Source organism: Sphingomonas sp. P4_D12 (genome assembly GCF_056401895.1).
The window spans coordinates 150,976-164,778 of record NZ_JBFUIL010000006.1; the positions used below are offsets into that span (position 1 = coordinate 150,976).

The window sequence follows — 13,803 nt, forward strand, 5'->3', positions numbered from 1 at the left end:
CGCTAATTCAAATTCAAATGTTCGCGGCTGCCCGAGAGCAGAAGGTAAAGGATGAGGAAGGCCCAGAACGACAGCAACGCGGCCGTCATTATGTAGCGCAACCTGCGCGGCTCCTGAGGGTCGTCCGACAGGTTCGGCCGCGCGATCAATTCGATGAAGACCTGCTGGCGATCCGCTTCCGAGCGTGCGGTATCGAATTGCTTCTGCGCGGCTTCATAGGCCTTTTCGGCCAATTCGCGTTCGACTTGCTGCTGTTCGTAATCGCCCAGCTTGCCGGACAGAGACCCTTGCCGGCCGGTCAATTGGTTCTGTTGCGCCGTCACTTGCCCGGCAAGTGCGGCGATACGCTGGCGCAGCGCCGGAATCGATGGATTGCCGGGCGCCCGCGCCACCATGGTCTGCAGGGTGACCCGCAATTGGGCAAGTTCCTGCTGAAGCGAAGAGCTGCGATCGACCGTGGCGCCCGCGCTCTGCTGCGGATCGACGGTACCGGCAATCTCGCGAGCGCGAGTGACATCCACCGTCGCCTGGGCCAGTCGGCGTGCCGCGTCGTCCATCGCCCGTTGGGAATCGGCCAGGCTGTCGCGCCGCGCCCGGACATTGAGCTGGTTGACCCGAGCTTCGCTCAGCGCGACGATCCGATCGAGCAGCGCCTTGGCGTCTTCCGGTCGATAGGCGCTGACCTTCACCGCCGTAATCCCGCTTTCGGGGTCCTTCTCGACCGCGACTTGTCGGATGAAATAGCGGAACAACGCTTCGTCGGACTTCGCCCTACCCGATAGACCGCCGACACGGCTGAAAATGTCGGCGCCAGGGCGCGAATAGACGGCGGGAATGTCGATCTGCTTTTCGATCGCCTGCATCACATCGCGCGAATGGATGTAATCGGCGATCGCGAATGCATCGTCATTGGCGCGCGTGATGCCGAAATCCTGCAGGTACGCGGCCGCGCCCTGCGATGCTGGCTTGTCGGCCGAGCGCACGATGAAGCGCGCTTCCGAAATATATCGATCCGATGCGACGAGCCCAAAATAGATGGCGGCCAACAATGTCGGAAGAATAAAGACCGCGACGAACAGGACGCGGCCGTAATGCGCCGAGAGATAGGTGCGCAGTGGCCCGCGTTTTTCTTCCGTCGTGAAACGAAGCGATTGCAGTTTGGCTTGGCCGGCGCTCATTCGCTTTCCGCCGCGAGATATCGATAGGTCGCCGCCACGCCATCGCGCAGGCTCGTGGCGGGAATCGGTGCGCCGATTCCGGCGAGCTTCTCCATCCGTGCCTCGGTAAAATATTGGTATCGCCCGACCAGCGTCGGGGGCATATCGACGAATTCGACCGCCGGGCCACGTTCCAACGCGGCGAACATGGCATCGCTCACGTCGAGCCATGTCCGCGCCTTGCCGGTACCCACATTGTAGAGATCCGCCGGAAATTCGTGGTCGAGCATCCAGGAAATCACTCCGACACAGTCGTCGACATAGACGAAGTCGCGCTTCTGTCCGCCATCGGGGTAATCCGGTCGATCGGAACGGAAAAGGCGAAGGCTTCCGCCATCGCGCAGCGAATCGAAATTGCTGGTCATCACCGACCGCATCGATCCCTTGTGCTGCTCGCGCGGGCCATAGACGTTGAAAAACTTCAACCCTGCCCAACGCGGCGGCGCTGCTTCGCCTCGGCGCACGATATCGAGGACCATGCGGTCGAAGGCGAGCTTGCTCCAACCATAGGGGTTCAGCGGACGCAATTGGCCGAGATGGGCGTCGTCGGAGCGATCGTCGAAACCGAAGCTGCCATCGCCATAGGTGGCAGCCGATGAGGCGTAGATGAAGGGGATGCCACGGCGGGCGCAGAAGGCCCAAAGCGTACGGCTCAGGTGGAGGTTGGTTCGTACGATAAGATCGACGTCCCGCTCGGTCGTCGCGCTTATCGCGCCCATATGGACGACGCTCGACAGCGCGGGCCCGTGCTCGGCCAGGAACGCGTCAAGCTCCTCGGGGAAGACATAGTGATCGACCCGTGCATGACGGAGATTCTTCCACTTGTCGTCGGCGCCGAACCTGTCCAGCACCGCGATGGGCTCGCGTCCCTGCAAAGCGACGGCGATATTCGCGCCGATGAAGCCCGCGCCCCCCGTAATTAGAATCATGACCGACCGTTACCTGTTCTCGTGTACGCGCGACTCAACATGCAATTCAGGCCTTCAGATTCGGTAGGACGGCGCCAATTCCCCGCGAATGCGTTTGACCGCGCGCGTGGTGGAAAGCCCAGGGATCAGGTCGATCAGGTGCACCCGGCCGCCGGCAGACTTGACCTCATGAGCCCCCACTACCGCATCTTCGCTATAGTCGGCACCCTTGATCAGTTCGGTCGGCATCAAGGTCTTGATCAAGTTCAGCGGCGTGTCTTCGTCGAAGACCACGACCAGATCGACCGCGTCGATCGCCGCCAGCACCTGCGCGCGCGATGACTCGGGCTGGATCGGCCGGTCGGGCCCCTTCAACCGCGACACCGACGCGTCACTGTTGAGCCCCACGACCAAACGATCGCATCGAGCACGCGATTGCCGCAGGATCTCGATGTGACCGGCATGCACGATGTCGAAACAGCCGTTGGTGAAGCCGACACGCAGCCCTTCGAGTTTCCAGTGCGCCACCTGCATCGCGGCGTCCTCTTGGCTGCAGACCGCCCCGATCCGGGGATCGCCCACCGCATGGACGGCCCGGGTCAGTTCGAGACGGTTCAATGTAGCGGTGCCGAGCTTGCGCACGACGGCGCCGGCACCGGCATTGGCCAGCATCACGCACTCGTCCATCGGCAAGCCCGCCGCGATACCCGCGGCAAAAATCGCCAGCGCGGTGTCTCCCGCGCCGGAGACATCGTACACTTCCGTCGCGGTAGCGTGAAAATGCTGCATTTCCATGCCCGGTCTGAACAGGGCCATGCCATCTTCGGAGAGCGTGAGCAGAATTGCCGACCCCGTCGCCTCCATGGCCTTATCGGCCGCGACACGACTTGACGACAGGTCACGGCAAGGCCTGCCGACATAGGCTGCGAGTTCGGCCCGGTTCGGCTTGATGACGGTGGCGCCCGCATAGACCCCGAAATCGCGCCGTTTGGGGTCGACTATGACCGGAATGCCGGCCTCGCGGCAGCGGGAAATCACGTGCCGAAGCACTCGATCGCTGAGGACCCCTTTCGCATAGTCCGAGATCGCAACCGCCGTATAGCCCAGGATGACCTCGTCAAATCGCTCGATGATCGATGCCTCGAGCTCGGCATCGATGGGCGTCGCATCTTCTTCGTCGCACCGCAGGAGTTGGTGGCTACCGCTGACGAGCCGCGTTTTTTGGGTCGTCATGCGGGTCGGCGCAGTGACCAACAACTCAGGGTTCGCCCCCACCTTCTCGATCAACCGCCGGCAATGCCGACCCGGTTCATCCTCTCCCACCACCGCGATCAGTCCGCAGGCGCAGTCCAAGGCGGCGAGATTCGCCAGCACGTTGCCGGCTCCGCCGAGCATCGCCTGCTCGCTGGAAACATGCATGACAGGCACTGGCGCTTCCGGGGAAATCCGGTTGACCGACCCATAGCGGAATTTGTCGAGCATGATGTCGCCGATCACGAGCACGCGCGCGCCGTCGAACGAGAAGTGCTGGGGCAGGTACGTCGACATATCAGCTCTCGTTACGCCATCAGATGCGGGATTCTCGGCGGTGCCGCCGACCGGAGTGAACCGCGCTGTTACCATGGAAGCCCGCTGAATTGCGGGTGACCCCCGCGATCGCGGAGCAATTCGGAAAAGCCAAAAAACAGATGGTAGAGCGTGGACGCGGGCACATGGTCGCCTTTCGGTCGATAGCCCTGCGCTTCGACACAATCGATCCACAGCCCATCCTGGAGTCCGGCCATGATATCGTCCGCTGGCGACCTCAGGAAATATGACCAGATACGGTTGATGTTTGTTTCGATCGCCGCCTCATTGAAGCCGGGCCGGCTTCCTCTGAGTTCGCGCATGGCGATTTGGGCCTTCAGAAATTCGGTGTTCGGCCAGGCGCGCAGGTCGGTTCCGAGCGATTCCCCCGTGGACGAGACGGCGGCAAGGACCAGCCCCGTGCGGACGTCATGGCCGTGGCGAAGGGCGAAATCGAATAGTCGGTCGGCGATCGCAAAAGCCCGCGGCTGATCTGCAAGAGCGCCGTACCGGTGGAGGAGCCAGACCCATTCGTAATGATGGCCAGGCTCCACGAGCACGGCCCCGTCAGTTGCGATCGGCCGCCATTCGTCATCGAAAAATTCGGCCAGCGTGTCCGTGCCACGGTCGATCAGCACGTCTTCCGCCAGCGCGAACAACTCGTCGGCCAGGGCGCGGAATGCCGGTCGCGCCGAAAATGCTGTGAGGAAGATCGCGGCTTCGAAAAGGTGCATGTGCGGGTTCTGTTCGTGCCGGCCCGTGCCGCCCGCCCTTGCCTCGAAACCCCGTCCGGAGGGACTGGCGAGGTGTTCCCGAAGATGCGCGATCGATTGCTCGGCCACGGAGAGAGCGATTTCGTCACCGGAATAGCGATACCACCATGCCATCGCGAAGAGGCCGAACGCGATGTCGTACAAGTCCGCCGTTGAATCGAGCACTGCCCCGTCCGGACCAAGCCGACAATGGAACTGGCCGGCGTCCACACCGTGATCCATCAGCGCACGGGCAGCACGCGGAGCCGCTGCGGCAGCCGAGGGGCTCCCACCGATCGCGGCATGGCTCAAGACATATGTCTGCCGCGCCATAACGCGGACGCGGCGAAAGCCGGGCTCGACGGGACGACCCGACCAGTCGAACCGCTCGACCACCGGTAATTTCGCAGGTTGAAGCAAACGCTCATAGTCGAAAAGCTGGAGCCAGACCCGCGGGTCGAAGGGCGTGCCGATATCGGCGTGGCGCAAATTTTCTGCGTACATCACGTCACTTATCTCTGCTTTTGGCGACTCGTGGGGTCCGCGCAGTTAGACCGGGCGGCACAGCCAAGTCCAGATAAGTCGCCAAACGCGGGGGCAATACGACGAGCATCATGCGAGGTCCTCTGGCGAGATAGCGGCTATGCTCGAAACGAACCGCACGTGCGGCATAGCTCCCCCCGCTTTCTGGTCCGCGACCCATTGCTCCACCGCATCGCGTTCACTCGCGCCGTGTCCCGTCAGAACGTGTATCGCGACGCCGACGCCGGCGTTTGCCGCGGCCATGATGTCGGTCAGGCTGTCGCCCACCATCACGGATCGGGTAAGATCCAACCGCAGATGCTCTGCGGCGGCCGTTATCATGCCCCCATTTGGTTTGCGCCAGTCATGGTCGCCGCCATATTGTCCTTCGCCTTCGGGATGATAGGGGCAGGCATAGGTCGCGTTGACAAATCCTCGACCCAGTTGCTCCCGGGTCGCCGCATCCACCGCATTGTACTGCTCCGGACTGATCAGCCCTCGCGCAACGCCGGATTGATTGGTGACGATGACCACCGCGAAGCCGGCACTATGGAATGCATTGATCGCGTCGGTCGCCCCGGGGATCGGGGAGACCGCATCGGCGTCCGAAAGGTAGGGGACATTTTCGATGATCGTTCCGTCGCGATCGAGGAACAGCGCCCGCGAATCCGCCGCCGGTTGCGTCGCGATCTGCACCCATGGCTTCAGAGCATCATCCAGGTCCGTCATCGCGGCGATCCGATTGCTTTTGCCGTCGCGTCGAGCACTTCTTCGGCTGTGATGGCCGCAAGGCATGGGCTGAGCGAGCGCTGTCCGGTAATTCGACAAGGGATGTCCTCATTGCGCCAGCAAGGGACGCATCCGAAGATTTGAGGCTTCCACAAAATTGTTACATCGCGATGATGCCTGGTAAAGGTTCGCGCGTCGGTCGGGCCAAAAAGCGCGATGGTCGGGATGTGATGTGCAGCAGCTGCGTGGAGAAACGCACTATCCACGCAGACCATGGCATCTAGCCGCGAGACAAGTGCCAGAGAATTGGCAAGAGCCGTACCCGCGGTAGTGGCGACGCCCGGCCCCTGGGGCAGTCCGTCGGCGACATGATGGAAGATCAGGACATCATAATGCACCGCCAATGCCGCGATGATCCCGCGGATATTGGGGTGATCCTTGTAGCTGTCGCGTGAATAGGGCTGAACACCCACGATGGGCCGCGCGCCCAGATCTCTTTCGGCCAAGAACGCGTCGCAAAAAGCTTCCCGCTCCGCATCAACGAACTGATCGATATGCCAGCCCTGCTTCTGCAATTCGGACGACCGAATTCCCATCGCTCGCGCGAAAATCTCTACCCGGCCTCGCTTCACGAAAGGACGTGTGCGGCTTTCATACTGGCCTGCGGGGCAAAAACTCAGGTTCACGAACCGCCGATAGGCAGAGATATCGATTGCCGGTCCGTCGATATCGATCAGTCGGACGTGCGGATTGTTGGCGAAAACCGGAAAGAACTTCCGCGGGATGGCGAAATCCACCGCGACCTTTTCCCGCTCGGCCAGCGCCGCCAGGCCGGGGGCCATCATCAGCAAATCGCCGATTCCGCCCATTCCGCGAGTGATGAGGGTTTTTCCCGCCTGGTTCATTCGTAGCGAGAAGGGTGCATTGCGACCAGGCGCGCGGCGCAGGGTCATGTAGCCCAACCTCATCAGCCCGAGATAGAGGTTCCGCCTTAAGAAGGCCGAGACGTTGCTTCGAATCCCGATATGACCACGTATAGCCCGCAAATACCCAGCGGTTGCCCACCGGATCAGCCGCAACCTGAAGGGCGCGGCGCCCTCTGAGCGCTCGTTGTTGACATAAGGCGCCATCCTTTTCGCCACGGCGGCTGTGGACGGCCCTTTCGCCTGCGCCAACAACCAAGCGCCGAAGGCAATGAAGGAGAGCGGCTGCTCTGCAACTGAGCCCCGTTGCAAATGGGCTTGCCCGAACAATTCGACCAATTCGATGCAATGCCCGAGGTTATTTTCGACCGCATAGGGGCGGAGAGCGAGGTGGGAGACGAGCTCAATCACCCGTTCGATCCGGCCCATGAACAGAAGAACTTTACCGTGCAACACCAGCACCGCGGCTGCCTCACTCGGATAGATGGAGCGGCAAAAGGCGTGAAAGGCGCCGATCAATTCCTCGAATCGTTCGGTGATCCTGACATCGCACGTCCGGAATTGTGGCCGGCACTGCTCGAAAAACTCGTCGAGCGATCTCGTGATCCGGGCGCAGTCGCTCGGACGGATAACCGGATACCCCGAAACCGTTGCACCCTGTTCGCGCAAATTATCGAATAGGCGCTCGATCCTGCGGAATTCGGAAAACGCGTTCTCGTCGAGAAATTCGGCGAAGAAACGAGCCAGCAGGTCCGCGCCTTCGGCGCGATCGTGAATGTGGGTCATGATATCCATGGTCAGGAGCCCAGCGACCAGGCCGCTTGTGCACGCGTCTCGATCCACTGTTGATCAAGTCGCACTCGTGATCGCTCGATCTTTGCCGGCTCAGAATTCGCCTGAGTAAAAAGGTGAAGCGGGCTCATCGCAGCTCGGCGGTCGTCCGGCGGCTTTCTGAAATTGCGCCCATTCGGACCAGCGGCAGCCAAGCTCGGCAACCCGCGACCGGCGTCATGGCGCGGCAATGTTTCGAGCCACGCCTCCACTCGCGCGAAATGGTCCGTCCAGGTTGGCGCCCGATAGTCACGCAAAAGGCGATATTGACGACTGCGATCCGGCCCGTTGTCCAGGAATCCCGTGATCGTCTGCTCCCACGCCATTGCATCGAGAGGGTCCAGCAACGTGGGAATGCCAGCGCCGATCTCGCGGAAGCATGGCAAGTCGCTGGCGATCACGGGAGTGCCGATTTGCAACGCCTCGATTATCGGCAGGCCGAAGCCCTCGGCGAACGACGGCATCAACAGGGCTCGTGCAGCGCCGATCCAACGACCCAGTTCCTCGTCGGAACAATATGGCAGCGTGATCACATGATCTTGGATGGCCGTGCATCGCTCGATCATATTTTCGACATGGCTCGCCTGGGCGCCCTTTTGGCCGATAATCACCAGCCGTGGCGCGGCAGCGCCCAAACGTTCCACCAGCCTGCGCCAAATCTGAAGCAGGAGGTAATGATTCTTGCGCGCCTCGATTGTCCCCACACACACGAAATAAGAGTGCGCCGCGAACGGTAACGCATCGGGCTTTTCGATCCGCGCGCCGCCGAGCCAGACCGGAATGACGGGCGGGAGGCGCAGGCCCTCCGCGACAGCAAAGCGCTCCAAATCCCGCGCCGATGCGTTCGAATTCGTAATGATGCCGGCGGCATGATTGAGTGCATTGGTCACGCGACCGCGATGACGGACGATCGAACTCGGGTTGCAGAATTCCGAATGCGTCAGGGGAATCAAGTCGTGGATTAGATAAATGGATCGCAACCCGCAGGTATCGATCCAGCGCATCGATCGATCGAGATCGATATCCGTATGCCCGACGTTGATGTAATAGGCGCCATCACAGTTCAGTACGGATTGCGAATCGCTCAACGCCTTGGGCGCGAGCGCCAGCAACCTTCTTCTGAAATTCTCACCATCATCATCATCATCGAGAAGGATTTTGAACAGCGCGTCGGAATGGCCGGCCGAAAGAAAACGAGCGACGCCGCGATATTGAACCACCGCCTGCGAGCGATCTCCGAAGTATTCCAGATATGCGCGGCAAACGCGGTCTATGCCAGTCGCCAAGCGTCGCGACCAACTGCGCCAAACCAGGCGACTCACGTCAAGAGCAAATTCCCGTTCCAGCATGCAGTCCGCCTCGATACGCCACTACGTCAACATACCCGCGACCAACGGAGTCACCGTCATGGCAACCCCGCCCGCGGCGAGCGCGGAAGACACAGGAAAAGGTTCGCTTGAGTCCTGCTGTTTGGCAAAGAAATCCTGTAGGAACGATAGGTTGGCTTACGCGCAAATTTTGCCGGCCGTCAATGTGTCCCCGGGGAATTCGGTCCATATCGGCGTCGTTTCGGCGTTTTGGCGAGCCGCTGCTAAGGAAACTGACGACAGGGGAAGCGCTCTGGTTGCGCCGCAGCGAAAGCGCGAGCGCGCCGCCGACCGCGAACAGCAGCAGGACGAAGCCGGCGATCGTCACCGAACGCAATACCAGGCTGCGGCGCTGGCTGCATTAGACGCCGGCGGTCAGGCTGGCAAAGACGACCGCCGTCTCGACCGGTCCGATCGTGACGAAACTAGACAGGATGCTCGAAGCGACCTGCATCGAGAGGGAATGCGGTGAAGAGATTGTGATCGTGGCTCAGCGCCCGCGCCGCTAGGCGATGGTCGAGGAAGGGAAGTGGAGAGCGGCCCGAAGGCCGCTCTCGCGATGTCAGATCGTCGGCGCCGCGTCGTGCGGCTTTGCCGCCGCGAAAGCTAAACTTCGGGAGTGTTCTGGACTTTCGCCCTCACCAGCCTGCGCTACTGGCCAATCGAGCGAAAGCTGATAACTCTGGGCGGCCGGCGGTGGGTGGCCGGGATGCCAGGGGCAGATGCGTGACGGACTATGTCTTCAAGCCGCACGAAAGGCCGACGCTGCCCGGGTCGCCGGCCAATCCCGATCACCCGGCAAGCCGCCGGTTGCTCTATTTCCTGATCGGTTGCCTGATCGGGATCACCGGCGGACTGGGCAATGCGCTGGTCACGGTAAACCTGAATTTCGCGCAGGGGACGCTCGACCTCTACACCAATGAGAGCGCCTGGCTGACCGGCGCCTATTTCATGACCAACGTCACCGCCAATTTGTTGCTGGTCAAATACCGCCAGCAATTCGGGCTGCAGCCGTTCATCCGCTATTCGCTGGTCGTCTATGCCGCGACGACGCTGATGCATTTGTTCGTCCACGATTTCTGGACGTCCGTAGCGGTGCGGGCGATGAGCGGTATCGCGGCGAGCGGCCTGACGACCTTGACGATCCTCTATTTCTTCCAGTCGCTGCCCGCGGCCAAGCGCCTCGCCGGGGTGATGATCGGGATCTGCATCCCGCAACTGGCGACGCCGTTCGCCCGGATTCTGTCGCCGCACCTGCTCGAATGGGGCGATTGGCACAATCTCTACTGGCTGGAATTGGGGCTGGCGCTGGCGACATTGGCGGCGGTGATGAGCCTGCCGTTACCCCCGAGCGAGCGCGAAAAAGCGTTCGAGCCGGCCGATTTCCTGACCTTCGGGCTGCTCGCCCCGGGGCTGTGGCTGCTGATCGCGGTCCTGTCGGAGGGGCGGATCGAATGGTGGACCGACCAGCCCTGGATTGGCTGGGCGCTCGCCGCCAGCATCGCGCTGATCGCGGGCGCGGTGATCGTCGAACACCAGCGCGCCAATCCGCTGATCAATACGCGCTGGCTGGGCAGCCGCGAGATCGTACGATTGATGGTGGTCGCCGCGTCGGTACGCATCCTGCTGTCCGAACAGGCATTCGGGTCGGTTGGCCTGCTCAACGTGCTCGGGCTGATCAACGACCAGATGGTCACCTTGAACTGGATCATCGTGCTCGCCTCGATCGCCGGACTGGTCACCGCGGTGCTGACCTTCCGACCGAGCGACGTCGGACTACCGATCAGTATCGCGGTGATCCTGATCGTGATCGGCGCGTTCATGGACGCCGATGCCACCAACCTGACCCGGCCGAGCAGCTTCTATGTCAGCCAGGCCCTGATCGGCTTCGCCTCCTTGCTGTTCCTGGCCCAGGCGATGGTGATCGGCATCGCGCGAACCTTGCTCGCCGGCGGCCGCAACTTCGTCAGTTTCGTCGTGCTGTTCGGCTTGAGCCAGAGCGTCGGCGGATTGCTCGGCGGCACGTTGCTCGGCACGTTTCAGGTGATGCGCGAGAAATTCCATTCGCACGAACTGGTCCAGCGCATCGTGGCGACCGATCCCCTGGTCGCGGCGCGGCTGCGCGCGAGCGGCGGCGCGATCGCCGGCGTAGTGGGCGATCCAACCTTGCGCAGCGCCCAGGGCGCGGCCCTGCTGAGCCAACAGGTCTCGCGCGAGGCCAATATCCTGGCGTTCAACGACGTTTTCCTGTTGGTCGGGGTGCTTGCCATCCTGATGGCGCTGTGGGGTTTCGTGATCCGCTGGTCGATCTGGCGGCGTGGCGAAGCATCGCCGGTTGTGTTGCTCCAGCAGCAGATGCAGGCTCAGGCGCAAGCGCAAAAGGGGCAATGAGATGAGCGACCAACCGTTGCCAGCGGAACCAGTACCCGACGCTCAGGTCGATCCAGCACCATCGAGTTGGCGTCCGCCGGCCAAGTCGCGCGCGACCGTGGCGGCAATCATCGTGCTCGCACTCTGCGCGATCCTGGCGATCCTCTACGCTTGGCGGCTGCCGCCATTCGCCGGCTGGTCGGAAAAGACCGACAATGCCTATGTCCGTGGTCGCGTCACGATCATCAGTCCGCAAGTCAGCGGCTATGTGATGCACGTCACCGTTCAGGACTTTGCCGAGGTCAAGGCAGGCCAGGTGCTGGCGACGATCGACGACCGCATCTATCGCGCCCGCGTCGCCCAGGCGGAAGCCAATGTCGCGGCACAGCAAGCCTCGTTGGCCAATTCGGCGCAGGCGCAACGCTCGCGCGAAGTCGCGACCGAAGCGCAGAATGCCGGCATCGCCAACGCCCAGGCGCAATTGGTCAAGGCGCAGGCCGATATGCGCCGCGCCCGCGCGCTGGTCGCCGATGGATCGATCTCGACGCGCGAATTCGACCAGACCCGCGCCGCCTTGCTGGCCGCCCAGGCCGGCGTGCGCCAGGCCCAGGCCAGCCGCGCGATCGGCACGCAGGACGTCCGCACTGTCGTCGTCGGTCGCGCCGGGCTGGAGGCATCGGTCGAATCGGCCAAGGCGCAGCTTCGCCTTGCCCAGATCGATCTCGACAACACGATCATTCGCGCGCCGGTCGATGGCCAATTGTCCGAGATCGGCGTGCGCGACGGCGCCTATGTCACTGCCGGCACGCAATTGCTGTCGATCGTGCCGCACAATGTCTGGGTGATCGCCAATTACAAGGAGACACAGACGCGCGACATGGCAATCGGCCAGCGCGCGACGTTCAAGGTCGATGCGCTTGGCGGGGCGCGGCTCAACGGCCGGATCGAGAATTTGTCGCCGGCGGCGGGATCCGAATTCTCGGTACTCAAGCCCGACAATGCCACCGGCAATTTCGTCAAGGTCGCGCAACGTATCGCGGTCCGCATCGCGATCGACCCGGGACAGGCCGCGGCGGCGCGGCTCAGGCCCGGCATGTCGGTCGAGGTCAGCATCGACACGCGCAACAGGCCGCAACGATGAAGTTGCAGTACGCCACGCCGCTGCTCGCGCTCGTGGTAGCGCTGGCATCGTGCGCCGGCCCGCCGGTGAAGACAGCCGCGGTACCGCCAGTGGCGCCGCCTCCGACCTGGCGCACCGATGCCGGTCCGGTGGCGCCGATCGACCGCGCCTGGTGGCAGTCGTTCGGCGACCCGGCGATGACTGCGCTGATCGACAAGGCGCTGGCCAACAACACCGATATCGGCGCCGCAATGGGGCGGGTGCGCGAACTGGAGGCCAATCTGGCGCTCGCGCGCGCGCAATTGCTGCCGACGATCGATGCCAGTCTCAGCGGCGCGCGGTCGCGCTCGGTCAACGCGTTCGGCCTGCCGTCGGTGCAGAATGCCGCGCAACCCCAGGTCCAGGCCGCTTACGAGGTCGACCTGTTCGGCCGGCTCGCCGACCAGAAAGCAGCGGCCAGGGACGCCTGGTTCGCCGGCCAGGCGGCGCGCGATTCGGTGCGGCTATCGGTCGCCGCCGCGGTGGCGAGCGGCTATATTTCCCTGCGCGGGCTCGACGCCCGGCTGGAGGTCGCGAAGGCCACCGTCACGGCGCGGACGGAATCGCTCCGGCTGGCGAAGTCGCGGGTTGGGCGCGGCTATTCGCCCAAGCTCGAGCTCCAGCAGGCGCTGGCCGAATATGACGCCACCGCGCAGATCGTGCCACAGATCGAGCTCGCCATCGCGCGGACCGAGGATTCACTCAGCCAGCTGACCGGGGAGACGCCGCAAGCGATCGATCGCGGCCTTCCGCTCGACCGATTGGCCGTACCGCTTGTTCCCGCCGGACTGCCGTCGGAATTGCTGCGCCGGCGGCCCGACGTGGCGCAAGCCGAGTTCCAGCTCGCCGCGTCGGACAAGTCGCTCGCCGCCGCGCGCAAACGCTTCCTGCCGCAAGTCAGGCTTAGCGCCGCCGCCGGTGCCGCCTTTTCCACCCTGCTCAAGGATCCGATCACGATCTGGTCCGTTGGCGGCAGCATCCTGGCCCCGCTTTTCGAGGGCGGCCGGCTGACCGCGCAGGCTGAAGCGGCCGGCGCGCAGCGCGACCAGGCGGCGTTCTCCTATCGCCGCGCCGCTCTGACCGCGTTCCGCGAGGTCGAGGATGCCTTGGCCAGCGCCAAGCGGCTCGACGAGCAAGTGGACCTCGCCCGTGCGCAGCAGGATGCTTTGGCGGAGGGATTACGGCTGGCGACCAACCGCTATCGCGAAGGCTATTCGCCCTATCTCGAACAGCTCGATGCCCAGCGCGGGCTGCTCGGCGCCCAATTGTCGCTAATTCAGCTTCGCGCGGACGCGCTGACCGCGCGCGTCCAATTGTTCCAGGCGATGGGCGGCGGCTGGCAACGATGCCCGACGGCGGGAGATACCTGCGTGCCGGAGATAGCCGGCTATTGATCGGTGGCCTTCGTGCCTCCGCCCAGCATAGCGAACGGATAATCCGCAGCTTTTTTCGCCGTCAC

General features: G+C 63.1%; 11 protein-coding genes. 4 read left to right on the forward strand and 7 right to left on the reverse strand.

Annotated elements, in window-relative coordinates; translation table 11 throughout:
• Nucleotides 1-2 precede the first annotated feature (2 nt).
• The 7 genes from AC1DSD_RS13280 to AC1DSD_RS13310 form a co-directional block, all read right to left on the reverse strand.
• A complete protein-coding gene (locus AC1DSD_RS13280) occupies nucleotides 3-1,178 on the reverse strand; it encodes a KpsE/RkpR family capsule polysaccharide export protein (protein WP_478030686.1) in 1,176 nt (391 codons plus the stop codon).
• Nucleotides 1,175-2,146, reverse strand: a complete 972-nt coding sequence (gene rfaD / locus AC1DSD_RS13285; RefSeq protein ID WP_478030687.1) for an ADP-glyceromanno-heptose 6-epimerase — start codon at nucleotides 2,144-2,146, stop codon at nucleotides 1,175-1,177. The genes AC1DSD_RS13280 and rfaD overlap by 4 nt, the downstream gene beginning before the upstream one ends.
• Before the next feature lie 54 nt (nucleotides 2,147-2,200).
• On the reverse strand, nucleotides 2,201-3,673 hold the full coding sequence (gene rfaE1, locus AC1DSD_RS13290) for a D-glycero-beta-D-manno-heptose-7-phosphate kinase (RefSeq protein ID WP_478030689.1): 1,473 nt from the start codon (nucleotides 3,671-3,673) through the stop codon (nucleotides 2,201-2,203).
• 68 nt (nucleotides 3,674-3,741) lie between these two features.
• A complete protein-coding gene (locus AC1DSD_RS13295) occupies nucleotides 3,742-4,932 on the reverse strand; it encodes an AGE family epimerase/isomerase (protein ID WP_478030690.1) in 1,191 nt (396 codons plus the stop codon).
• A 123-nt stretch (nucleotides 4,933-5,055) separates the two neighbouring features.
• Nucleotides 5,056-5,694 (reverse strand): D-glycero-alpha-D-manno-heptose-1,7-bisphosphate 7-phosphatase, encoded by a 639-nt coding sequence (locus tag AC1DSD_RS13300; protein ID WP_478030691.1) that lies wholly within the window; start codon nucleotides 5,692-5,694, stop codon nucleotides 5,056-5,058.
• On the reverse strand, nucleotides 5,691-7,412 hold the full coding sequence (locus AC1DSD_RS13305; RefSeq protein ID WP_478030692.1) for a glycosyltransferase family 9 protein: 1,722 nt from the start codon (nucleotides 7,410-7,412) through the stop codon (nucleotides 5,691-5,693). Before AC1DSD_RS13305 ends, AC1DSD_RS13300 begins: the two co-directional genes overlap by 4 nt.
• A 2-nt stretch (nucleotides 7,413-7,414) precedes the next feature.
• Complete coding sequence (locus tag AC1DSD_RS13310) at nucleotides 7,415-8,797, reverse strand: glycosyltransferase family 4 protein (protein WP_478030694.1); 1,383 nt, start codon at nucleotides 8,795-8,797, stop codon at nucleotides 7,415-7,417.
• Between the two features lie 58 nt (nucleotides 8,798-8,855).
• Here AC1DSD_RS13310 and AC1DSD_RS13315 point away from each other — a divergent pair, with 58 nt between their 5' ends.
• The 4 genes from AC1DSD_RS13315 (at nucleotide 8,856) to AC1DSD_RS13330 (ending at nucleotide 13,738) form a co-directional block, all read left to right on the forward strand.
• On the forward strand, nucleotides 8,856-9,287 hold the full coding sequence (locus AC1DSD_RS13315) for a hypothetical protein (protein WP_478030695.1): 432 nt from the start codon (nucleotides 8,856-8,858) through the stop codon (nucleotides 9,285-9,287).
• A 254-nt stretch (nucleotides 9,288-9,541) separates the two neighbouring features.
• Entirely contained in the window at nucleotides 9,542-11,206 is a 1,665-nt protein-coding gene (locus AC1DSD_RS13320; protein WP_478030697.1) for an efflux MFS transporter permease, read from the forward strand.
• A gap of 1 nt (nucleotide 11,207) precedes the next feature.
• On the forward strand, nucleotides 11,208-12,326 hold the full coding sequence (locus AC1DSD_RS13325; RefSeq protein ID WP_478030699.1) for an HlyD family secretion protein: 1,119 nt from the start codon (nucleotides 11,208-11,210) through the stop codon (nucleotides 12,324-12,326).
• Nucleotides 12,323-13,738 (forward strand): efflux transporter outer membrane subunit, encoded by a 1,416-nt coding sequence (locus AC1DSD_RS13330; RefSeq protein ID WP_478030701.1) that lies wholly within the window; start codon nucleotides 12,323-12,325, stop codon nucleotides 13,736-13,738. The genes AC1DSD_RS13325 and AC1DSD_RS13330 overlap by 4 nt, the downstream gene beginning before the upstream one ends.
• Nucleotides 13,739-13,803: the final 65 nt, after the last annotated feature.

What these genes read in the sequence shown, in the direction of transcription:
- AC1DSD_RS13280 (WP_478030686.1), bottom strand. Translation starts at nt 1,178, where the DNA reads ATGAGCGCCGGCCAAGCCAAACTGCAATCGCTTCGTTTCACGACGGAA.
- rfaD (WP_478030687.1), bottom strand. Translation starts at nt 2,146, where the DNA reads ATGATTCTAATTACGGGGGGCGCGGGCTTCATCGGCGCGAATATCGCC.
- rfaE1 (WP_478030689.1), bottom strand. Translation starts at nt 3,673, where the DNA reads ATGTCGACGTACCTGCCCCAGCACTTCTCGTTCGACGGCGCGCGCGTG.
- AC1DSD_RS13300 (WP_478030691.1), bottom strand. Translation starts at nt 5,694, where the DNA reads ATGACGGACCTGGATGATGCTCTGAAGCCATGGGTGCAGATCGCGACG.
- AC1DSD_RS13305 (WP_478030692.1), bottom strand. Translation starts at nt 7,412, where the DNA reads ATGGATATCATGACCCACATTCACGATCGCGCCGAAGGCGCGGACCTG.
- AC1DSD_RS13310 (WP_478030694.1), bottom strand. Translation starts at nt 8,797, where the DNA reads ATGCTGGAACGGGAATTTGCTCTTGACGTGAGTCGCCTGGTTTGGCGC.
- AC1DSD_RS13315 (WP_478030695.1), top strand. Translation starts at nt 8,856, where the DNA reads ATGGCAACCCCGCCCGCGGCGAGCGCGGAAGACACAGGAAAAGGTTCG.
- AC1DSD_RS13325 (WP_478030699.1), top strand. Translation starts at nt 11,208, where the DNA reads ATGAGCGACCAACCGTTGCCAGCGGAACCAGTACCCGACGCTCAGGTC.
- AC1DSD_RS13330 (WP_478030701.1), top strand. Translation starts at nt 12,323, where the DNA reads ATGAAGTTGCAGTACGCCACGCCGCTGCTCGCGCTCGTGGTAGCGCTG.